Here is a 20,523-nt window from a genome sequence, read left to right on the forward strand (position 1 = left end):
AGATACAGGATTTGTGATTTGTCATTGCTTTTTTGTAAAATCTTAATAAATCTTGACTTTTAAATTTCCGGCTTGTAGTCTGCTAGATACCCGAATTATTCAATAATTCTGGTGTCTAAAGTGGGTAAAGCTAATAGCAGTTTGAACAAGTGAAAAAGAATCGTAAAATCGTTGCTAAATCCCAATCATCCGCGTGCATCAGCGGTTAAATTTTCTCACCAAGCCATTCCCTCCCCCTCGCCAACAACTCGTCCAAACTTTCGATCGGCCAAAACCGCACCTTTCCATCCTGCGAACCCGTTATTAAAGACTTCCCGTCCCGACTAAAACAAATACTATAAATCGGAGTTCTCAACTCCACAAAATCTGTCTCACCTTTGAGTAAATTCCCTTTATATCCGCTAAAATCCGCCAGTAAACTCCCCTGCAAGTCCCACAATTTGGCTGTCCCGTCAATTGAGGCGGTGGCGATCGTATCTCCTGTGGGGCTAAAACTGACACTTCTTACCGAGTTATTATGTCCGGTGAATGTTACCAAGCAGTTGCCCTGCAAGTCCCACAATTTGGCAGTTTTGTCCTCTGAGGCAGTAGCGATTGCTTCTTCTGTGGGGCTAAAACAGACACTTGTTATCACTTTATTATGTCCGGTGAATGTCACCAAGCTGTTGCCTTGCAAGTCCCACAATTTGGCAGTTTTGTCAGATGAGGCAGTGGCGATCGCATCCCCTGTGGGGCTAAAACTGACACTATTTACCGAGTTATTATGTCCGGTGAATGTTACCAAGCAGTTACCCAGCAAGTCCCACAATTTGGCGGTTTTGTCATTTGAGGCAGTGGTGATCGCATTTCCATTCGGGCTAAAACAGACACTCCATACCGAGTTATTATGTCCGGTGAATGTTACCAAGCAGTTGCCTTGCAAGTCCCACAATTTCGCAGTGTTGTCAGGTGAGGCAGTAGCGATCCTATCTCCTGTCGGGCTAAAAATGACACTTGTTACCCAGTCATTATGTCCGGTGAATGTTACCAAGCAGTTGCCTTGCAAGTCCAACAATTTCGCAGTGTTGTCAGATGAGGCAGTAGCGATCGTATCTCCTGTGGGGCTAAAACTGACACTTCTTACCGAGTTATTATGTCCGGTGAATGTTACCAAGCAGTTGCCTTGCAACTCCCACAGTTGGGCGGTTTTGAAATGTGAGCCTAAGGTAGTAGCGATCACATCTGCTGTGGGGCTAAAACTGACACTCCTTACCGAATAATTATGTCCGATGAAAGTCGGCAAACAGTTACCCTGCAAATCCCACAATTTGGCGGTGTTGTCATTTGAGGCAGTAGCGATTACATCTGCTGTGGGGCTAAAACTGACACTTGTTACCGATTTATTATGTCCGGTGAAAGTCGCCAAGCAGTGGCCCTGCAAGTCCCACAATTTGGCGGTTTTGTCAACTGAGGTAGTAGCGATTGCATCTCCAGTCGGGCTAAAACTGACACTTGTTACCGATTTATTATGTCCGGTGAAAGTCGCCAAGCAGTGGCCCTGCAAGTTCCACAATTTGGCGGTTTTGTCATCTGAACCAGTAGCGATCGCATCTCCTGTGGGGCTAAAACTGACACTTGTTATCAATTTATTATGTCCGGTGAATGTTACCAAGCAGTTGCCCTGTAAATCCCACAATTTTGCGGTGCGATCCGATGAAGCAGTAGCGATCGCATCTCCATTCGGGCTAAAACTGACACTCCTTACCCGGTAATTATGTCCGGTGAATGTTACCAAGCAATTGCCTTGCAAGTCCCACAATTTTGCGGTTTTGTCATCTGAACCAGTAGCTATAGCATCTCCATTCGGGCTAAAACTCACACTCTTTACCGAGTCATTATGTCCGGTGAATGTTACCAAGCAGTTGCCTTGCAAGTCCCACAATTTGGCATTGTGGCGTGAGGTAGTGGCAAGTGTATCTCCTGTGGGTCCCAAACAGACACTATTTACCGATTCCTTAAATCTGTCGTCGAAAAACTGGCGCCGTTGACGGATTTTAGCAAGAATCATCTGCAAAACTAACAGAGTATTCATAACGGGATATTCGGAAAGCGGGGCATTATCTGGTATCCACTTCTTTAAATCTTCTCCTGCTTTGATAACTACCTGCAAGGCTTCTATTTGATTTCTATTCGACTGAAAAAGCTCTAAGGCATTTCGTCCCGCTTCTTCTATTTTGAAAACTTCCCTGAATTGTTTACGGAATTCTCTTAATGATTCATTACTTTTCTTCAGTTCTTGCCGTTCATCAGCTTGACTGGCATCTAAAAAATCATTATCCTCATCGCTTAAACGTTTCCCCACTTTCCACTGCAACGCATCATCCAACGCTTTGCCGCGCAACAGTCGGGAAGTATCTTGACGACTTGAGGCGATCCAAGCGGCGAAGTTTTCCTGGTAGGGCCGGAGTTTTGCTAATTCTTGCTGTACCCAATCGAGGTTAAAAATAGCGGCGTATATCGGGTTATAAACTTGTAGATATCCGTTGCGTTTGACGACCAATCCAGAGAGTTGTAACCTTCTTTGATCGAGACTATTATCAGCACAGATTTTCTGCTCCGTATCCGTCAGTATTTGCTGATAAATACCGAGCAGTAGCGCCGTGCGGTCTTGATAGTCAAGCAGCAAGCGATCTCTAATTGTCTTTAAATGTTCTAGTTCGTCATTCGCTTCCCAATTATCAATGACGTACTTTTGCACTAAAGGTTTCACATCAGAAGTCCCACGCGCCGATTGATAGACCATCAGTCGGCACAGTCTTTGCATCAAAAAAGGTTGCCCGTTTGTCCACTTAAAAACCTCAGCTAATATCTTCTCTGATATTTCCTCCGAGCGCTCTAGCATTAAGCCACGGATTAAAGCAGGTCGAGCTTCATCAAAAGTAAACCCTGTTAAATCAATAGCTTTGCCAATATTAAAGGGTGTTCGGTCTTTATCGCGAATCAAATCTGCTGGCGTGGCAACTCCCAAAAGACAAAAGGCAAGGCGCTTATATTCAGAATTCATTGCTCTTTTGTTATAAGAAGCCCGAATTAAAAGAAAAAAGTCGTCTTTCCAGCTCAGATTTAAAATCGAATCAATTTCATCAATAAAAATAACAATATTTTGCGAAATCTCTGTTAGTAAAACATCTTCAATAAACTGACTCAATCGCTGAGATGGCGACAGGAATTGTCGCTGCTGCCACCAACTGTCAGCATCTATCTTTCTTGAGAGTGCGCCACCCCGAACCAACTGAGAAATAATATCAAAATACCAGTTGTCTGAAGTTTCTCTACCGATATCTGTTAAATCTATCGCAATACATTTAAAATCGGCTTTTTCGCGCAAGCGTTTCATCGTTTGTACTAGCAAGCTAGATTTACCCATTTGTCGGGAGTTCAACACATAACAAAATTCTCCGGCTATCAAACTGTCATAAAGTTCGCTGTCGGCCTCACGCTTAACATAGGTAGGATGTTCGTACTCTAAAGTGCCACCAACTTGATATGGATAAACCGCCATAATATGGTTTTGCTCCCGACTCTAATCTCGAAATTTTTCTGCAAAATAATCCCGATATAACCGACAGCTAGGAGTGATACCCTGCAGATTTTGCTTGACTAAACCCGTACTCAGTAACTTAAATTCTAGCACCTGTTCTAATTTGACCGCACTGTCTGCAAAAATAACTTGTTTGAGAGCCGCTTTGAGTTCAGAAGAATTTTGCAAGTTTGCCCAGTGATCCTGCAAATACTGGCGGTAAATTCCCACATCTGTAGCTGCATTTTGCAAAATTTCTGCTAAAGATATATTGGAATCATTCAAATGATAAAGCGCCTTGCGTACCAGATAAGGATAACCCCCAACCCTTCCCATCAATGCAACAACTTCATCAGTTCCCCAAGATAATTGATGGCGGCTGGCTAAATCTAGAATATTTGGCTGGCTAAATTCGGTCAACTCTACTGGAAACCCTACATTAAATGGTGATTGATTAACAGGTAATTGCACGTAAACATTTGTAGAATGGAGCAGCACCATTCGCAAGTTTTCCCAAATGTCTGTTTTCTTAGTTTCGTCAAACCAGCTTCGTAACATACTCAGAAAGTTTCGGGCAATTTCCTCATAATAAAAAATACAGTCTATTTCTTCTAAAGCCAAGACTAAAGGACAATCTATAGCTTCTAAAACTTCAGCTTGAAAGTAGTTTTTGCAATTTACGAGAATTCCGCCGCGCCCCTGTAAATATTTATCGATATTAGATTCTAGTTTGAGCTGTTGGCTGATATTCAAGCAAAACCATTGGTAAAATTTATTGAGGTTACTAAAAATTTCTGTTTCAGCATCTCTAAAATCTAAACGCACTAATCGATAATTATTCGTTTTTGCGTGTTCCATAATGCGATTTAATAGAGAAGTTTTTCCCATTAACTTGGGAGCTGTAATGCGAATCATTGACCCCCGTCCTAAAATCTGCTGATAACAGTCAGCTTCCATTCGGGAACGCTCTATATAAAACTCAGAATTTAATCGCACTGGCCCTTCTGGAACTTCTAATATTTTTCGAGGTTCAGGGGTTCCTTTCCCATATTCTTCTAATAATTTTTCACAAACTAATTCAGGTTTATATTTTACAAATAATAGAATCAACTCATCGCGTTGCGTATTTCCTCCACCCGCTTCATTTTTGATGTTAAATGAGTGGCAAATAGTTGAAATATGACTACAGACAGTGTTTGGCTTTATCTCTAGAGATTTAGCGATTGTTTTGTATTGCTTACCTTGCAATAACTCCCTTAGCACTGGACGCAGTTTTTTTGTAAGCTTGTCTGTATAGATAGCCTCAAACTCCTGTTTAGTCATCTTCTCCATTCCACCTCAGCCTCAAACCTGCCTAATTTCTCTTAAATTAGCATAACTTAGAGCTTTAGGATAGCTGTTCATTCAATCCCTAGTTAATTTTCACAAATTTCTAAGCCAAAAGTCATTTGTGAGTTTTTTCTCACAAACTCTTTCACAAATCATTCAATCGCAACTCACAATCTCTTCAAAATTTTACTTAACAACTAATTTGGGAGGCTAAATTGACGATCGCCCGCGAACACAAAAAATCCAGATATCGTAGGAAATGTAGATAGAGATTAAAAAAATGAAACCAGAAAAACCGAATAATAGACGGAACTTTTTGAAGAAGCAGTCTAACTCAGATATCAAATGGTTGTTAGAGAAATTTTTTCTACCCATCCTCCTAGTGACGATTCCTTTAACACCAAGTGCGATCGAACTTTTGCGGACTGAACAACCGCCAACTCCTTTACAAAAGGTTCCACCGATCGAGCACAGGACTCCACCGTCACCATAACATCGGATGCGATCGCCCTTGTTGCCCTGATTTTCCAGCCGGCGCGATCGCCCAAACGGCAAGTTTCTAAGGTTCCGTCTTCTTCATTTCCCACGCAAAACCGGCAATCGGCACGGTGGGGTGGCACTACTGCTGGCAACATTTTTGTGTTGGCGAATTGATCCGGTCTTGTCGCCCGTTCGGTGGCGATGATTACCCAATCTCTGGTAATTAGATTTTGTCTAAGTTCAGACATTTTCTTACCTTCAGTTGCAGGGTTGAGTCGTTTTTTATCTTAAAATAAGGGTCTGCCTGGTGTCACGACAAACTATAAATATTTAACAAATCTTGACTTCAATATGTCTGTAAATCTGACTGTATGCGATCGGCAAATTCAAAATAAACACGATCTGACTTACGCACGGGTGGTCAGAAACCGGGTTTTTACGATAATACTGCATTACAGTCGCAGAAACAAAAAAAAACCCGGTTTCTTGAATTTTGATTCGTAAATCGCATACATTATACATTGAAATACGACTGGAGATATCGGAGGTGGATAAATATGGATAAGTACATCAAGTTATCACAACATTTTGCAGGCAGTAAAATCAGCGCTGATGAATTTGAATAGCGGTTTATACAACTGTTTAAGAGTGACAATAATCTCCAGCCGACGGGAAGAAAATTTCAGATTTTAGACAAGTTGTTTGCCGATGTTGATGCTTATTGTAACGCTCCTGATTTGATAGAAGACCCTCGATTTGATATTGGTGAGGCTCAATTGCAAGTATCTGCCCGGGAGACGCTGGATAAGTTTTTAAAGTTAACACCAGTTTTAATAAGTGAAAAATAAGGGCGATAGCATCTCCCGTGGGGCTAAAACTGACACTATTTACCCAGTCATTAGGTCCCTCGAAAGTCACCAAGCACTTACCCTGCAAGTTCCACAACTTTGTGCTAGGGTCAATGGATAGTGAAATAGCTGCTATTATGATGTTCGATCGCACTTCCTCAATTGATTTGATTCAAGCAACAGGAATTACTGAAATAGACTCAATTTTGCGCGACATTGTGCAGCAAGTGAAACTGGCGCTACCCGATCGGATTAGGGGCTGCTATCTAGTGGGCAGTTATGCGGTGGGCGAGGCAATTGCAACGAGCGACCTAGATATAATAGCGGTTTGCAAAGGCAGCCCCAGTGCTGCCGAGAAACAGCAATTGACATCAATTATAGCCGCCGAGGGCCAAAGGCTGAACTCACTCGATTTTGATGTGAAACTGCTCGGTGAAACCCATTTATTTTCAACCGGCAGCGTGCGGTTTCATACGGATAGTTTGCTGCTGTCTGGGGAAGATATTCGTGCACAGGTGCCTCCGAAACCTGTGGCCGAGCATATTCGAGATAGTTTGTATGCCCAATACGATTTATTTGCGCGAGTCCGTCCTCACCTCCAGGTGTTAACGGTTCCGCTGACTTATCCCGATCCTCAAGGACAGTTTTATGGATACAATAGGCGCTTTTTGCGAACAATTGATGGAGTTAGCCATCCAGGAATCAAGGATCTGGCATTGATTGTGTTTGGCGCAGCATCGGCCTTGACGCTGCTCAAAGCAGGTGAGTATACGGGAACGGGCAGAAAGAGCGAGATTGCCCGCCAGTACCGCGATTGGATTGGCGATGACTGGACACCTTTGGTGGAGAAAGTGGATCTGCTGTGCCGCCAGCAATGGGCATATTTGATTCCCTCAGATATGGAACAACAACAGCAGTTAAGTATGCTTTGCGAACAAACGTTGGGATTTGAAAATCATTTCCTGGACGAATACAAATTTTACTTGATGGCACAGATGCCCCAAGCCGAACCCTTTTTTCAACTTCGATATGTGCAGCGCCTAGGGCAACTCATCTATGCCGATCGGGCAATCACCGATCTGCTCAAAACATTTGAGCACAGCGACAATGCTGACATTCGCAAGGCTGCAACTGAAGCGTTACAACATTACTAAGTTGTATAAAATATTCAAAAGGCAGCTTTCTTTTGCCCGTCCGTGCGATCGTACAAGGACTAAAAATGGAATTCACGATCGCACTCTTATCGATCCTGTTTAAGCCAACTGCAACTGCACATTCTGCAACTTGCAAATAGCTTTCAACACTTGCGCCAACAAGAGCGATCGCTCCCTGTCAGTCAAACTCAAGTCTGGTAAAATCTGATAAGTGCAAGGATTGCCCCGCGTCAGATACACAAACTGATAGTTACGTCCATTCGTCGTCAATCCCCAAACAGACGATTGCTGCTGCAAACTTTTATAAGCATAAGTCAGCAATTGCGGCAAACCGGCCCAAGGATCGATCGCACTATTTTTCGCCTCCACTACCAAAATCCAAAACTGTACAGCCGCGAGCTCTGCATCCGGCTGATTTACGGCTAAGACATCCAAGCGCCCTTTAATTAAAGTATCCCCATCCTCAACCTCGATCAGGATGCTATCTTCCATTGTCAGCACGATCGGAATATCAAAAAATCCTGCTAATCTCATTAACGGTGAAAGCACTAAAAATTTAACAAGTTCTCCTGAAACTTTTCCTGCGGATAAGTAGCGTCGAAAGTCAGTTCTAATTTTTAATATTTCCTGCTGTTCTAATTCTGACAGCGGTTCCAGAGAGAAAAAATCGGTGAATGCGTCTCCTTCTTGCTCTTCCAGTTTGAGAAGGTGGCGAACGTCATTTAGCGAAAGTTAGCTTGATTCTAAATTAAAATTAAGGTGATCGACCTAGAAGATTTAGGTGTAAAACAGCGGATGCAAAAAATCACTTTTGAGGTTGCTAGAGATATCCTTGACCAGATTAAACCAGGTTAAAAAGGTAATAGAGAATACTTACTAGCCAAACTAATTCGATTAGGAGAATAATTTATACACTCAGATTTTATCCAAATTACTCCGCCATTTTTCAATCGAGACGAAACTCGACGGCGTATCCTGATCACTCTTAATCGGAGAAAAGTTGTTGAACACATCTGGAACGCTATTTATTTAGAAAATACAGAAAGAATTGAACCTGTTTTTGATCCAGTTCATCCAATCCGCTCTACAGGTGATATGCGTTCCTGGTACACAGGTAAACCTTGCGAGTACACTCGTAAATCTCACATTAACTACTGCATCTTTGACAGTACAGGGGAAGCCAGCGAAGCCTACGAACTGGAGCGAGAAAGAAAGGCTCATATTGTAGATGCTTGGGCGAAAAACGATCACCTTGGATTTGAGATTCTCTATATTTTTGGCGGAGTTGTTCGGAAATATCGCCCCGACTTTATAGTTTGTCTGAAAAATGACAATTTTTTGATTCTGGAAACTAAAGGGAAACCAACTCGTCAAGATGAGGCTAAATGGATATTTATCGATCAGTGGATTAAAGCTGTTAACCCGCATAGTGGTTTTGGTCATTGGCAACGTGCAGTCTCAACACATCCATCTGACGTTAGGCTAATCTTGGAGGAATCTGCATTTCAATTGAGATAAAGTTACTATAATATAACGGGAGGGGATGAGTAGACCCGACACCTACCCACAAACTATGCAACCGATCCAAATTACCACATTCCAAGCTTTGTGGCGCAGCTTGGGCCTGATAATCAAAGCCGCACCAATAGAACTCCGCAATTTAATATTACTCAACATTATTCGCGGTGCTGCCCCCTCTTCCGTGCTATTTTTAGATAAATTAATCATTGATGAAGTATCTCGATTGCTGTCGCAAACTCAAACAGCACAGCCCTTTGCTTTGATGCTTTCCCGGCCAATATTGCTGTGGAGTATTGCCGGAGTCTTAAGTCTCAAGTTAATCGGCGACTCCCTCGAAACAATGAGCTCTTTTGCAGCGACATCTTTGCGCGATCGCGTTCAAGGCTTTGTCGAAGGAAAAGTCCTCGAAAAAGTCGCCAATTTCGACGATATTGCCCTGTTTGAAAACCCCGAACTATTAAATATTGTAGAACTCGCAAAAACCGGAGTCTCCAAAATACAGCAACTAGCATTTACCCTCAGCATGACCATCACGGGAATTTTTATATTTATTCCCTCTATTAGCCTTGCTGCTACCATAGCTTGGTGGGTCCCAGTGCTGATGCTGATTTCAGCATCTCCCTCAATTTACATTCAAAGAAAATACAGCAGAATCATCTGGAGAGTTCAAAGAAAGCAAGCTAAAATCAGCCGCGAAATGAACTTATCCGCTAGAGTATTGACGGGCGAAGAATATGCTAAAGAATTGCGTTTGTTTGGCTTGCAGGAACTTTGGCTCAAACGCTGGCAGGGTCAGTTTTTGCAGTTTTTTAGCGAGATGCAGCAAATCCGAAAAAAAGGAGCAATTGTTGTACTTTTCTGGTCAGTGTTTAGTAGAGTAGGAGTAGCTTTGCCATTTGTTTATGTCGTAATGGGAGCTTTGGGTGGTCGCTATACTTTGGGAGATTTGGCGCTGTATTCGGGTTTGATTGTTCAGGTGGAGCAAAGTTTGGAATTACTTATAGGCAATTATACTAATTTGTACGATATTTCCCTCGGCGTTAGTCCGATTTTTCAACTTTTGGAACTCAAACCAGAATTGCAGTCTCCGCTTGTGGATGTGGCAGCTCGCCTGCCTAGTTTACCTGATAGCAGCAAAGATTCTGACGTGACGAAAGATAAAATTGGCATCGAGATTAAGCATCTATCTTTCTGCTATCCAGGTAGCAATAAAAGCACGGTTGAAGATATCAATTTAAGTATTCAACCGGGCGAAATGCTAGTGCTTGTTGGTGAAAATGGCGCGGGTAAAACAACCCTTGGCAAACTCCTCGGCCGCCTGTACGACCCGACAAGTGGTACGATCGACTGGAACGGCAAAGATTTGCGATCGTACTCTCTAGCATACGTGCGATCGCGCATCGCCGTCGTTATGCAAGATTACGCCCGTTTCCCATCGACAGTCCGCGAAAACGTCGGTTTCGGCGACTTGCTTTCACTCTCAGATGACACCGCAATTAACGAAGCTATTTCCGAAGCAGGAATTAGCGCCAAAGTCAATAGTCTTTCTGCAGGTTTAGAGACTCCGTTGGGGAAACAATTAGAAGACGGCATAGACTTATCGGGGGGACAGTGGCAAAGAATTGCGATCGCCCGTGCCTTAATGCGGCTTTCTACAGCCGAAGTGCTAATTTTTGACGAACCAACCGCCGCCCTAGACCCCAAGACAGAACACGAAATTTACAGCATCTTCCGCCAAATAGCCGCCGGGAAAACAACCATAGTCATCAGTCACAGATTGGGATTAGCAAAAATAGCCGATCGCATCGCCGTGATGGAAAACGGTAAAATAGCAGAAATAGGAACTCACGACGAATTGATAGCATCAAACGGAATTTACTGCTCAATGTTCACCCGTCAAGCTAGTAGCTATATTTAGAGTTAAATAAACAGTCCGCCAGGGGTTTTCAACCCCCGGCGGACTTGTGGGTTAGCGTGGGGACTTTGGCGCGGGTGATTGCGATCAATTATCGCGGATTTGCGATCTAATTTCTCTCGTTAGGTGGCGATAAACCGAGTTTCTGCGACAATTTTCAGTTGAGTACGAGAAATATCGGAAGAAACCCGGTTCCTGGGATGATTGTGCGAGATAGATTTATGAGAGATTAATCTCATTTGTTTTGTGGCAAAGTCTCGATCCCCCCTAGCCCCCCTTAAAAAAGGGCGTTGCATAATAGAGAGATGATCTGCATTAACTGTCAATCCAACAAAGTCTGTAAAAATGGTCACCGTCGCGGCAAACAAAACTACTTGTGCCGTGACTGTGGAAAGCAATTCGTTGAATTTTATTCTCCCAAAGGATACCCCGACTCAATTAAGAAGCAATGCTTGACAATGTACGTCAATGGTCAGGGATTTCGGGCTATTGAAAGAATAACTGGAGTTAATCATAATACAGTTATTAACTGGGTTAAACAAGTGGGCTTTTCTTTACCTGATGCTCCAGATTATGAAGAAATTCCCGAAGTAGCTCAATTAGATGAACTTCAAACTTTTGTGGCTCAAAAAAAAATAAGGTTTGGTTATGGACGGCTGTCAACCAGCGAGTCCCAGGTATTTTAGCGTTCGTTTTAGGAGACAGAAGTGCCGAGACCTTTAAGCATTTGTGGAAAATAGTTAGGGGATGGGAATGTTTTTTTTATGTGACGGATGGCTACTGTGTTTATGACAAATTTATTAACGATTGCGACCGGATTATCTCGAAAACGTATATGACACGAGTTGAAGGAGAGAATACTCGACTCCGACATTATTTAGCCCGACTTCATCGACGAACTCTTTGCTATTCTAAGTCTGAAGAAATGCTCAAACTATCAATTCGCTTGCTGTTGTATTATCTAAAATATGGGGCTGTTCCTATGGTAGCATAAATCATCTCTTAATTGTGCAACGCCTTTTCTTCAGCTATTCCCTCGCCATGTGTTTCTAGCTCGTGGGAGGAACGGTTGAGCATTGATTCGTGCAAGTGTTCGCTATGCTGCCTTTCTCGTGCAATTAGTTGTCTAGCTTTTTCTTCGGCGTTCATGAGTAGTTTCTCCAATTGTTTGTGAGAACTGATTCTTATATTAAGATGCCACAATTCGAGGGTAAATGTAGCAAGATTTACATAATTTTTTACAAAAATTTGTATGATAAATAGTTGAGTATGCTGGCGGTGGGTATAGGGAGCGATGGTTGCTGATCTCATTATTGCCAGACACCGGAAAAGATATTTTTGACCGCGATCGCAATTCGATTTAAGTCTTCCTTCAGCAGCGGTGGCCAAGAAACTCCTCTGCGGAGTCCAGCTTCAAATTGTTGCAAACCTTCTACTGAGAGTAAATGCAGTGCCGAGATTAATTGTCGATCGAGCATTGGAGATTCTTGCAGGCTTTCAAACAATATTTTTAAAGCTAATAAAATCGATGTCACCTGTCCGGGTACGGGCGGTTGACCTTGTTTGAGACGCATCAGGAAGGCGTCGGGATTTTTCTTTGTTTCCAGGGCGGTTCCTTGGTCGATCAGAAAACTGCGGGCTGTTTTGTAATCCATTTGACGTGCGATCGATTTCCTACAATTAATTAGCTGGCATTATATCACTTTTTGTCGCGCTCAATTTGGTAATATATTTCCATACAGCCTACACTACAGCTACTGGTGAGGTGCGCCCACAAGCACGCTACAGCTAATGATTAGAGGCGTAGCATTCATCCCACAGTCGCCTTGAGCGAAGTGAAACGGACAGGGAAAAATAAAACAATGGCAAAACACCAAGGAAATAGCAGAAAATCCAAGATTTATCGCTACTTGTGGCTGCTTTTTTTGTGTCTGAGCTTTCTGTTAGTTCCGCCAATCAAAAAAATAGCGGCCGATACGCCATTCCCCCCACCCGCTCCTATTGAAAATAGTGCTACTTTTGGAGCGAGGATTCAAAGGACGATGGGGCTACTTGCGGCTAGCACTCCAACAGACCGCCGCCAAGTGCGTATCCTATTCTACGGTCAATCCATCACAGAACAAGATTGGTGGAAAGATGTAGTGAAGGATTTGAGACAGCGATTTCCCAATGCAGATTTGATAGTGGAAAATCGGGCAATCGGAGGATTCCCCGCCGCGATTTTAATCCGTCCCAGCGAACATGATTTGTATCCTTTTTATCCAGACTTGCTCATTTTTCACGTCTACGGAGGCGACCAAGATTACGAAGCCATAATTGCCAATGTCCGCAGCCGCACTGCTAGCGAAATACTCTTGCATTCAGACCACATCGACTGGATGCCGACAGGCAAAAGCGACGATCCAAATTCAGTCAGCAGATACGAATGGCACAACACTCATTCTACTAAATGGCTGCCGGAGTTGGCCGATAAATACGGCTGTGAAATCGCGGAAATTCGGGAACCTTGGCGCAGGTATTTGAAAGATAATCGCTTGCAGCCCAAACAGCTATTGAGGGATGAAATTCACCTCAATGATTGGGGAAATTTTCTCCTAGCTGCTCTCATAAAACCGCATCTGCGATACAAACCAAATTCTCCTCAACCGCAGCAGGATTTAGTGAAAACCTATACAGTTGGCAGGGATGTTAAGTGGCAAAATGGCAAGTTGGTTTTAGAATTTGAAGGAAATAGAATAGATGCGATCGCCGATAAAACCTTCAACGGCAAGGCAATTTCTGCTAGAATTGCGATCGACGGCAAAAAACCCTCAGAATTTCCTGAACTTTACAGCATCACCAGACCTAGCCTTAGCCTTGGCGTCGGTTGGCCCGCTATTCTCCAAGTATCCAGCCAAAAACCGCTAATCGTCGAAGATTGGAAAGCCGTAATTACTGAGATTAACAGCGACGCCAGCAAATTTAAATTTGACGTTGTAGGTTCTAAAACAGGTTACGACGGCAGCGGTACAAACGACGAAATGTTTGTCTCAAACTCCGGCCGTATCGTCATCGAACCGAGAAACTGGTGGCTGAAAAATTCTTATGAATACTCTAAAAAACCGACGCCTAAAGGCTTTGAGATTTCCTGGCAGGTGCGACCAATGTTTGTTGATTCATACGTTCCTCCACAAATTGCAGATTCAAGCCGCGAGTATTCTACAACATTGGCTCAGAATTTGAGCAACTCCAAACACACCCTCGAAATTGTCCCCGAAACAGATGGACAAGTTCCAATCCAGGCAATTCGAGTGTATCGCCCTCCTTTCTCCAATCTAAAATCTCAAGTTGAGAGTTTGAAACCGCAGATATCAGCGGATGAACAGGGATGAACGCTGATGCCATTTTATCAGCGTTTATTTGCGTTCATCTGCGGTTAAAAAAATCTTCATGTTGATTTTATAGCAATCGCCTTGGCCACGTAGGGCGTTGATGATTGTTCAAACCCTTAATATTTAAGCATCTTGACCCCTGACTCCTGCTATAATCGCCAAGATTATCAAGTTCTAGGAATCCCCAACTCCTGAGACATCAACAGCGATAAACATAAATCCGCCATAAAAATCAACACCCAAGAAGTTACCACCGCCGCCGTGGCAGCTTGGCCTACTCCTTTCCCTCCGCCCACCGTCGTCAATCCCCAACCGCAACCGACAAGGGCAATTATCAACCCAAAAATAAAACTTTTAATCGCCACAGTTACTAAATCCCAAGGCGCCAAAAAAATCCGCACCGATTCCAAAAATACCGACGGTTCCAAATTATAAAAATTAACCGCTACAAATAGCCCGCCCAAAATCCCCACCGCTACCGCAAAAATTGTTAAAATCGGCAGCATGATGCAGCAAGCTATCACCCTCGGCACTACTAAATAATCAACCGGATTTGTTCTTAACATATACAGGGCGTCTATTTGTTCCGTCACCTGCATTTCTCCTATCTCCGCCGCAAAGGCCGAACCTACTTGTCCCGCCACCACGCCCCCCGTTAAAAGCGGTGCTAATTCCCCACAAAATGCCACAGCAAAAGGACCTCCCACCGCCTCAACCGCCCCAAAGCGGACCAATTCTCGGGCGGATTGAAAGGTAAAAATCATGCCGCCAAAAAAGGCTATTAGCAGCACGGATCGCAAAGAATCCAGGCCTACCGTTACTAAATGTTCCATGATTTTGCGACGGTCAATTTTGCCTTGGACTATGCGTAGCAGCACTTGGCCACCCAGGAACAACGTCACAAAAAACCGCTGAAACCACCTGTTATTGAAGGTTTCATCTAAATGTCGATCGTGCTTTTCTTGGTATTTTTTAACCAATGACTGAGGGCTCGCGATTAATTGCAAACAGGGCGAAGCACTGCCACATAGAGATTTTCGGCAATCCTACAGCAATTATTGCACGATTTGTCAACATATATTTTCAATCCGCTTGAGCTGCGGTTGGTGTGCTCTACCTTTTTAGACTTTAGATTGGCACTGATTGATTCTGTGGTAATCATCACTCATTTCCCAATCTAAAATCTCAAACCTAAAATCCTAGGACTACTCCGCAAGTAATAAGTCGATAAACTTATCCAACTGTTCATTATATTTTTCCGCTTGCTCCTTGCCAATCCTCAGCAGTGCCGATATCTTCTCTTCCGAGGCATCATCAATCGGCAGCGGTTGTTCGTGCCTCAAATCGGGATTAATTCTCAAATATTGATTGGCTCTTTCAATCGCATCATAAATTTGGATTAGCTGATAATTTACAGTTTCAGCAACTCCCGTCATCATGATATTAATCAAAGGCTCAACCCACTCAACTTTACCCCAATCTTTCGCTTCTTCATAGGGGAATTTTTTCTGAGCTTGTCCTGTCCCCAGCGATAAAATTACCATATCTTGTGCTGTCGGGCCTTTGTCGGGGCGATCGTCAGGAATCCTGAATTTATTTCTAACTTCTGCATAGGCACAAAGTGCGGGATTGTTTGCGAAAACTCCCCCGTCAATTAAAGCGTAGGATTCGTTGGTCAAAGATCGGATTTTCGGAAGTTCAAAGTAAGAGGGAGCAGCAGATGTGGCTCTGGCGATATCTCTAATAAAATAGTCTTCTGCTGGATATTGTTTAGCATCTATTTGATCAAAAAAGTGAGCTTTTCTCCTTTCGATGTCGTAACTGGAAATTAAACAAGGTTTCAGCAGTTCGCTGAGGCGACAATCTCTAAAGTTTTCCAAAAAGAATTGTTCTAAGCGCTCGCCGGGATATTTCTCATCTATCAAACCGTCTATAGATTTGAGTTTTTGCCATAATGAACTCTTAAAAACGTCGCGGCCGCTCTTAATCGAAAAATTAACAGCATCTTCGGCCGACCACCGAGGCCTGGTGGGATTTTTGGCATCGGGACACAAATAGATGCAAGTTAAAATTCCTCCCGCACTTGTTCCCGCGATTAAATCAAAATAGTCAGCTATTCTCGCCTCTGGGTTGCCGCTTTTCTGTTGCAGCTTTGACTCAATGCTAACTACAACTTGCGCGGGGATAATTCCTCTAATTCCGCCTCCATCTAGAGATAAAATTCTCGTATATTTAGCCATAATTGTTGTATTTTTTCGATGTTTGCTCGTTTCCTAATTTCAAATTCCCAAGCCTCGGAATTCATGCACCGCTCAATCCCTACTCTAAAATCTAACCTCTAAATTTAATTGGCGGGCTGCGATCGTATAGCGAAAAATGTATTCTACAATTTCGACGTAATTGTAGGCAGCGGCTGGCGAGTCTGCCCATACTGTGATGCCGTGATCGCGAATTAACAAAGCAGGTACAGAGGGCGCACAAACGGCAAAAAATTCGCAAATTTCCTTGGCTATTTTAGGCACTTCCAAATAATTTGCAAATAGGGGTATCGCCACCTGCGGGTTTTCCTCCCACACCCCCAAACCTTTGAGCATTTCGATCGCGGGTAAAGGCACTGCATCTCCTGCTGTTAGCCGAGAAACTAAATTTGCCTCGATCGAGTGAACGTGATAGCAAGCTTTAGCGTCTGGAAAACAATTGTAAACGGCTAAATGAATGCTGGTTTCGGCCGAAGGGCGGCTGTCGGCAACAGGTTGCTCGACAATTGCGCCTTCTGAGTTCATTCTGATAAAATCTTGTTCTGTTAACTGCCCTTTCGCGCGGCCGCTAGCAGTAATCCAGAAACTGCCATCTGGTAAGCGGGCTGAAAGATTGCCAGCAGTCCCAACCATCCAACCGCGATCGTAAAAATGTTTTGCTGCTGCAATTAAATCCGATCTCAAATCGCCACTCATTATTTACAAATCCTCAGTTTTTAATCTACTTTTTACGTTAATAGGAATTGCGGTGGCCAATCTAAACGTAGGGTAATCCGTGCAAAGCTTACAATACATATAGCTCTAAACGTAGGGTGAGCCATCACCATCTTACTCAATAAACATACCGCATAGTGCAGTTTTTGGTCGCAATTCCTACTTGAGTTTCAATTCCATTTTTGGGACAAATTTTCCAAGACATCAAAAAAATTATCCCATTTAGTATAAGGCTTTTGTTGTTCGTCTAGATACTCGGCAAGCCGATCGCGCGCAAACACCGACGAAGCCTGCAAAGCCATATTAAAATCCGTCAGCGAATCTCCGATTGCCACCTGTTCCTCGGCCGGGTGCTGGCCCATCACCCGCACCTTAGACACCAATTCCTCATCTCCTTCAAACTCAGAATTGACTTGCAAGCGAGGGCCACTAGCGTCCACATCCACAGCGTAAATAACGCTCGCCCGGTGTACCAAATCGCCCATTACCGTCTCTACCATGACCCGAAGACCGCCGGAAACGATCGCAAAATCTACCTTTTTCTCGTCTAAAAAGTCCAGCAATTCTAACAATCCCGGCCGCATCAGCCTTCCCCTGGAAAATTCCACAATTTCCCCGTAACGTTCCGAGGGGATAGACTCTAGTAACTGCCGCACTCCCGATCGCAAACTCAGCCTTCTAGCGTATATTTCAGGCATCAGTTGAGACGACAGTTCCGGTGCGAAATGCTTGAGCATTGCCACAAAAGTTTCTTCAACAGTTATCGTGCCGTCAAAGTCGCAGAATACCACCCGTTGCTGATTATTCGGGATTGAAGATTTTTGCTTGTCATCGGTCATTGTCAGTCGCACCTTTCGAGAACGGGAAAAGTTTACACAATTCATCGTACACTGTCGAGCGATCGATCGCGGCTGCCCAAAACTAATAGTCACCCGCTGTTTGTTGGCAATTTCCCGCAGGATTTTATGCAGATTCTTCGAGAGAATCTTCATCATCCAGGGAATCATCCAGGGAATCTTCCAGAGAATCATCCAAGGAATCATCCAAGGAATCATCCAAGGAATCTTCTAAGTCCTGCTTTTGGTTTTTTGTCTTTTGGGGGTTAGACTTAGCCGGCAAACAGATTAAATTATCATCCTCAGTATTAATCAAACCTTTCGATCGCAACTTACCCATCAAGCGCGTCACAGTCACCCGCGTTGAGCCAATTGCGCTGCCAATTTGAGCGTGAGTCAAGGCCCAAGGCAGCCGGTAGCCCCGAACCACATCCGGTTCGTCGTCACCTACGTAAGGTTCGCCGAACTCCTCGATCAACAAAGTGAGAAATCCCAACAGTCGGTCGATCGTCCGGCGCTGTCCCAAAGTGCTCAGCCAGAGAAGTTTCCGCTGGTGCTGGTAACGAAACGCATCCAAAATTTCCCTGCGGAAGTGAGGCCAATTATCTAAGTCGTGCCAGTACATCCACACTACGTGAGTTTGATCGGCGTGGGCGTAAGCTTGGAGAGTAAACGGAGACTGAGCAACGAGTTCAAAGGGCTGACCGGCGCCGACGAAGCCCAAAAAAGCTTCTTCTGTAGTTTTGTCAACGGATTTCGACTTCCCCGCCGCAGCGCTAACTTGAGCGCTACCTACGAGTCGCACAGAACCTTTCTGGACCAAATACAGCAGTCCGGGTCTTGCGGGAATCCGCTCATCTTTGCTAAAAGTCCGGCAGCGGTAGTGTTCCTGGGCCCAGTCGATAATTCGCTGCCAAGTGATAAACGGTCGATCGATAGTCTCTACAGGTGTGGAAGTTGATTGCATAAGTGAGGCTCTGGGATATATTGAATCAGTGAGAAAAACAGCTTCTGCCAGCAGTGCGATACAAAGTGAGACAACCAACCCCCGATCGAGCTTGCACGCTTCTTAACTGTGCTGACTTTTCTGAGTTTTACCGAAAAATTAAATGTAGCAAAAAATACATCAAAATGGTAGAGTTAAGCAAAAAATTTGTCGTAAATTATTGTATATTTAGCCCAAAAATCGCTATAAAGCCGATTAATTCGATGTAGCCCCGCTCGGGGGAGCCGATCGACTATCTCTGACATCAGCAGTTTAACGTACAAGAACAGTGCAAGTGGTAACAGTCGATCATCGCTATTACGGTAAGATGAGCCGATATGGATACAGCAAATATGGAGCAGTGCCCGGAAGTTACAGTGAAGTGTTTCTTGCTTTCAAGGTTCCAAAGGGCGATCGGCCAGCAAGAGACACTAGGGGAAATTCCGTTAAATCGCAGTAAAGATAGCGCGCGGCTGCTGTACGTGTCTGCGATCGCCCTGAAATTCGCTAAAACTTGGCAGCAGACACCGCAGACAATCGCGGCACAGCTTGCCGAAACTCTCGAACCGCTGTGCTACCCAGATTTCGCCGTTAAAGTCGCGCCGGCGGGAATTATTGAGCTGGAGTTGACTGATGCAGGTTTAGCCGTCTGGTTGCAGCGTTTAGCTCAAACGAACCTCCCAGTTTCAGAATCTCGAATATTATCTCCTGTTGTGTCAGCCGATCAACTATTTCCGATTCAGTACAGCCACGCGCGCTGCTGTTCCCTGCTGCGAATGGCCCACCGTGATCGCATAATTTCGATCGCGCAGCCCGATGTGGCTACAGCGCCGCAAATTTGGTCGCTGGCGAGTCCAAATCCTATCCCTTGGACTGACGAGGGCGATCGACTGCGGTTAGTGCATCCAGCAGAACGCAGTTTAATATCGCAACTGTTAACTGTGCTAGACAATTTATATCCTACTTTTGAGGTGAAAAATCGCGAACAACCTGTCAATTATTTCAAATTATCCAATAGTTTGAGCGAAGCATTTCAGATTTTTTACAGCCAGTGCCGAATTTGGGGGAAAATTAAAATAGAACAGCCAAAACTCGCCCAAGCTCGATTAGGTTTAATATTAGCAACTCAATCTTTGCTGCGATTTATTATAGAAAATTTCTTTAACGCTCTTGCTCCTTTAGAACTTTGAATTAGTCACTATAAAAAAGTAAAAACGAACATCAAATAAAGTATTTTACTGTATGTTAGCGCTGGTTTTGGACAGGTTTGATTTTTGAAATTGCAGTGATAACTGAGTTATTTTTGCCCGCTTAAACGAATTTCTAACAAATCGCGAGAAGCCGTTACTCTTTGACGGAGAAATAGCAGCAGCGCCCTGCAGTTTAAAACAGTGTGAATTTTCCGCCAGCCGTGCGATCGATCCTGATAAATTTCCGCTGCAATTGCCCACGAAAAAACCGTCAAAAGCGTCCCATCGATGTTGTAATAAAAATGAGCAACCAGCCATTCATCATCCCTGCGAAAAATCCCGTCTTGAAATCCCAAGATCATG

At 43.9% G+C, this 20,523-nt stretch carries 19 protein-coding genes; 7 read left to right on the top strand and 12 right to left on the bottom strand.

Going from position 1 to position 20,523, the window contains the following annotated elements; translation table 11 throughout:
• Positions 1 to 205 precede the first annotated feature (205 nt).
• The 3 genes from QUA04_RS04130 to QUA04_RS04140 all read right to left on the bottom strand — a co-directional run bounded on the left by QUA04_RS04130 (position 206) and on the right by QUA04_RS04140 (position 5,616).
• The gene (locus QUA04_RS04130) at positions 206 to 3,541 is read right to left on the bottom strand and encodes a WD40 domain-containing protein (RefSeq protein WP_333254031.1); all 3,336 of its coding nucleotides are present in this window, start codon (positions 3,539 to 3,541) and stop codon (positions 206 to 208) included.
• 21 nt (positions 3,542 to 3,562) lie between these two features.
• The gene (locus QUA04_RS04135) at positions 3,563 to 4,882 is read right to left on the bottom strand and encodes an AAA-like domain-containing protein (RefSeq protein WP_333254033.1); all 1,320 of its coding nucleotides are present in this window, start codon (positions 4,880 to 4,882) and stop codon (positions 3,563 to 3,565) included.
• 347 nt (positions 4,883 to 5,229) lie between these two features.
• A complete protein-coding gene (locus QUA04_RS04140) occupies positions 5,230 to 5,616 on the bottom strand; it encodes a hypothetical protein (RefSeq protein ID WP_333254035.1) in 387 nt (128 codons plus the stop codon).
• 390 nt (positions 5,617 to 6,006) lie between these two features.
• Between QUA04_RS04140 and QUA04_RS04145 the strand changes: the two genes are divergently transcribed.
• A complete protein-coding gene (locus tag QUA04_RS04145; RefSeq protein ID WP_333254091.1) occupies positions 6,007 to 6,216 on the top strand; it encodes a colicin immunity domain-containing protein in 210 nt (69 codons plus the stop codon).
• Positions 6,217 to 6,329: 113 nt separating this feature from the next.
• Positions 6,330 to 7,370, top strand: a complete 1,041-nt coding sequence (locus QUA04_RS04150; protein WP_333254037.1) for a nucleotidyltransferase domain-containing protein — start codon at positions 6,330 to 6,332, stop codon at positions 7,368 to 7,370.
• 99 nt (positions 7,371 to 7,469) lie between these two features.
• Here the strand turns inward: QUA04_RS04150 and QUA04_RS04155 are convergent, their stop codons facing one another.
• Entirely contained in the window at positions 7,470 to 7,904 is a 435-nt protein-coding gene (locus QUA04_RS04155) for a hypothetical protein (protein ID WP_445242284.1), read from the bottom strand.
• Between the two features lie 561 nt (positions 7,905 to 8,465).
• Between QUA04_RS04155 and QUA04_RS04160 the strand changes: the two genes are divergently transcribed.
• The 3 genes from QUA04_RS04160 to QUA04_RS04170 all read left to right on the top strand — a co-directional run bounded on the left by QUA04_RS04160 (position 8,466) and on the right by QUA04_RS04170 (position 11,800).
• Positions 8,466 to 8,888 (top strand): hypothetical protein, encoded by a 423-nt coding sequence (locus QUA04_RS04160; protein WP_333254039.1) that lies wholly within the window; start codon positions 8,466 to 8,468, stop codon positions 8,886 to 8,888.
• A 55-nt stretch (positions 8,889 to 8,943) separates the two neighbouring features.
• Positions 8,944 to 10,809, top strand: coding sequence for an ABC transporter ATP-binding protein (locus QUA04_RS04165; RefSeq protein WP_333254041.1), 1,866 nt, complete (start codon positions 8,944 to 8,946; stop codon positions 10,807 to 10,809).
• Between the two features lie 302 nt (positions 10,810 to 11,111).
• Positions 11,112 to 11,800 (top strand): IS1 family transposase gene (locus tag QUA04_RS04170; protein WP_333254043.1). Its coding sequence is split into 2 segments (ribosomal slippage): positions 11,112 to 11,427 and positions 11,427 to 11,800, totalling 690 coding nucleotides; the frame shifts between segments, so codons are not numbered across the junction.
• 8 nt (positions 11,801 to 11,808) lie between these two features.
• Here QUA04_RS04170 and QUA04_RS04175 read toward each other — a convergent pair.
• Complete coding sequence (locus tag QUA04_RS04175; RefSeq protein ID WP_333254046.1) at positions 11,809 to 12,117, bottom strand: hypothetical protein; 309 nt, start codon at positions 12,115 to 12,117, stop codon at positions 11,809 to 11,811.
• Positions 12,117 to 12,461 (bottom strand): Dethiobiotin synthetase, encoded by a 345-nt coding sequence (locus QUA04_RS04180; protein ID WP_333170930.1) that lies wholly within the window; start codon positions 12,459 to 12,461, stop codon positions 12,117 to 12,119. Before QUA04_RS04180 ends, QUA04_RS04175 begins: the two co-directional genes overlap by 1 nt.
• Before the next feature lie 207 nt (positions 12,462 to 12,668).
• Here QUA04_RS04180 and QUA04_RS04185 point away from each other — a divergent pair, with 207 nt between their 5' ends.
• Entirely contained in the window at positions 12,669 to 14,177 is a 1,509-nt protein-coding gene (locus QUA04_RS04185; protein ID WP_333254048.1) for an SGNH/GDSL hydrolase family protein, read from the top strand.
• Between the two features lie 167 nt (positions 14,178 to 14,344).
• Here QUA04_RS04185 and QUA04_RS04190 read toward each other — a convergent pair whose 3' ends face one another.
• The 5 genes from QUA04_RS04190 to QUA04_RS04210 all read right to left on the bottom strand — a co-directional run bounded on the left by QUA04_RS04190 (position 14,345) and on the right by QUA04_RS04210 (position 18,952).
• Positions 14,345 to 15,157: an MlaE family lipid ABC transporter permease subunit gene (locus QUA04_RS04190; RefSeq protein WP_333254050.1), complete on the bottom strand. Its 813-nt coding sequence runs from the start codon at positions 15,155 to 15,157 to the stop codon at positions 14,345 to 14,347.
• A gap of 225 nt (positions 15,158 to 15,382) precedes the next feature.
• Complete coding sequence (locus QUA04_RS04195; protein WP_333254052.1) at positions 15,383 to 16,417, bottom strand: patatin-like phospholipase family protein; 1,035 nt, start codon at positions 16,415 to 16,417, stop codon at positions 15,383 to 15,385.
• Between the two features lie 84 nt (positions 16,418 to 16,501).
• Positions 16,502 to 17,131 (bottom strand): methylthioribulose 1-phosphate dehydratase, encoded by a 630-nt coding sequence (gene mtnB / locus QUA04_RS04200; RefSeq protein ID WP_333254054.1) that lies wholly within the window; start codon positions 17,129 to 17,131, stop codon positions 16,502 to 16,504.
• 188 nt (positions 17,132 to 17,319) lie between these two features.
• Positions 17,320 to 18,144, bottom strand: coding sequence for an HAD-IB family phosphatase (locus QUA04_RS04205; protein ID WP_333254056.1), 825 nt, complete (start codon positions 18,142 to 18,144; stop codon positions 17,320 to 17,322).
• On the bottom strand, positions 18,113 to 18,952 hold the full coding sequence (locus tag QUA04_RS04210) for a Crp/Fnr family transcriptional regulator (protein ID WP_445242285.1): 840 nt from the start codon (positions 18,950 to 18,952) through the stop codon (positions 18,113 to 18,115). The genes QUA04_RS04205 and QUA04_RS04210 overlap by 32 nt, the downstream gene beginning before the upstream one ends.
• 356 nt (positions 18,953 to 19,308) lie before the next feature.
• On the opposite strand from QUA04_RS04210, the gene QUA04_RS04215 reads away from it, so the two are divergent.
• A complete protein-coding gene (locus QUA04_RS04215; protein ID WP_333254058.1) occupies positions 19,309 to 20,160 on the top strand; it encodes a DALR anticodon-binding domain-containing protein in 852 nt (283 codons plus the stop codon).
• A 107-nt stretch (positions 20,161 to 20,267) separates the two neighbouring features.
• Here the strand turns inward: QUA04_RS04215 and QUA04_RS04220 are convergent, their stop codons facing one another.
• Complete coding sequence (locus tag QUA04_RS04220; protein ID WP_333254060.1) at positions 20,268 to 20,522, bottom strand: DUF4079 domain-containing protein; 255 nt, start codon at positions 20,520 to 20,522, stop codon at positions 20,268 to 20,270.
• Position 20,523 lies beyond the last annotated feature (1 nt).

This window comes from Microcoleus sp. S13_C5 (genome assembly GCF_036700845.1).
Classification (GTDB): domain Bacteria; phylum Cyanobacteriota; class Cyanobacteriia; order Cyanobacteriales; family Microcoleaceae; genus Microcoleus.

What these genes read in the sequence shown, in the direction of transcription:
- QUA04_RS04220 (WP_333254060.1), bottom strand. Translation starts at nt 20,522, where the DNA reads ATGATCTTGGGATTTCAAGACGGGATTTTTCGCAGGGATGATGAATGG.
- QUA04_RS04210 (WP_445242285.1), bottom strand. Translation starts at nt 18,952, where the DNA reads ATGCAATCAACTTCCACACCTGTAGAGACTATCGATCGACCGTTTATC.
- QUA04_RS04140 (WP_333254035.1), bottom strand. Translation starts at nt 5,616, where the DNA reads ATGTCTGAACTTAGACAAAATCTAATTACCAGAGATTGGGTAATCATC.
- QUA04_RS04165 (WP_333254041.1), top strand. Translation starts at nt 8,944, where the DNA reads ATGCAACCGATCCAAATTACCACATTCCAAGCTTTGTGGCGCAGCTTG.
- QUA04_RS04160 (WP_333254039.1), top strand. Translation starts at nt 8,466, where the DNA reads ATGCGTTCCTGGTACACAGGTAAACCTTGCGAGTACACTCGTAAATCT.
- QUA04_RS04155 (WP_445242284.1), bottom strand. Translation starts at nt 7,904, where the DNA reads ATGAGATTAGCAGGATTTTTTGATATTCCGATCGTGCTGACAATGGAA.
- QUA04_RS04205 (WP_333254056.1), bottom strand. Translation starts at nt 18,144, where the DNA reads ATGATGAAGATTCTCTCGAAGAATCTGCATAAAATCCTGCGGGAAATT.
- mtnB (WP_333254054.1), bottom strand. Translation starts at nt 17,131, where the DNA reads ATGAGTGGCGATTTGAGATCGGATTTAATTGCAGCAGCAAAACATTTT.
- QUA04_RS04195 (WP_333254052.1), bottom strand. Translation starts at nt 16,417, where the DNA reads ATGGCTAAATATACGAGAATTTTATCTCTAGATGGAGGCGGAATTAGA.
- QUA04_RS04215 (WP_333254058.1), top strand. Translation starts at nt 19,309, where the DNA reads ATGGATACAGCAAATATGGAGCAGTGCCCGGAAGTTACAGTGAAGTGT.
- QUA04_RS04185 (WP_333254048.1), top strand. Translation starts at nt 12,669, where the DNA reads ATGGCAAAACACCAAGGAAATAGCAGAAAATCCAAGATTTATCGCTAC.
- QUA04_RS04175 (WP_333254046.1), bottom strand. Translation starts at nt 12,117, where the DNA reads ATGAGATCAGCAACCATCGCTCCCTATACCCACCGCCAGCATACTCAA.
- QUA04_RS04135 (WP_333254033.1), bottom strand. Translation starts at nt 4,882, where the DNA reads ATGACTAAACAGGAGTTTGAGGCTATCTATACAGACAAGCTTACAAAA.
- QUA04_RS04150 (WP_333254037.1), top strand. Translation starts at nt 6,330, where the DNA reads ATGGATAGTGAAATAGCTGCTATTATGATGTTCGATCGCACTTCCTCA.
- QUA04_RS04180 (WP_333170930.1), bottom strand. Translation starts at nt 12,461, where the DNA reads ATGGATTACAAAACAGCCCGCAGTTTTCTGATCGACCAAGGAACCGCC.
- QUA04_RS04130 (WP_333254031.1), bottom strand. Translation starts at nt 3,541, where the DNA reads ATGGCGGTTTATCCATATCAAGTTGGTGGCACTTTAGAGTACGAACAT.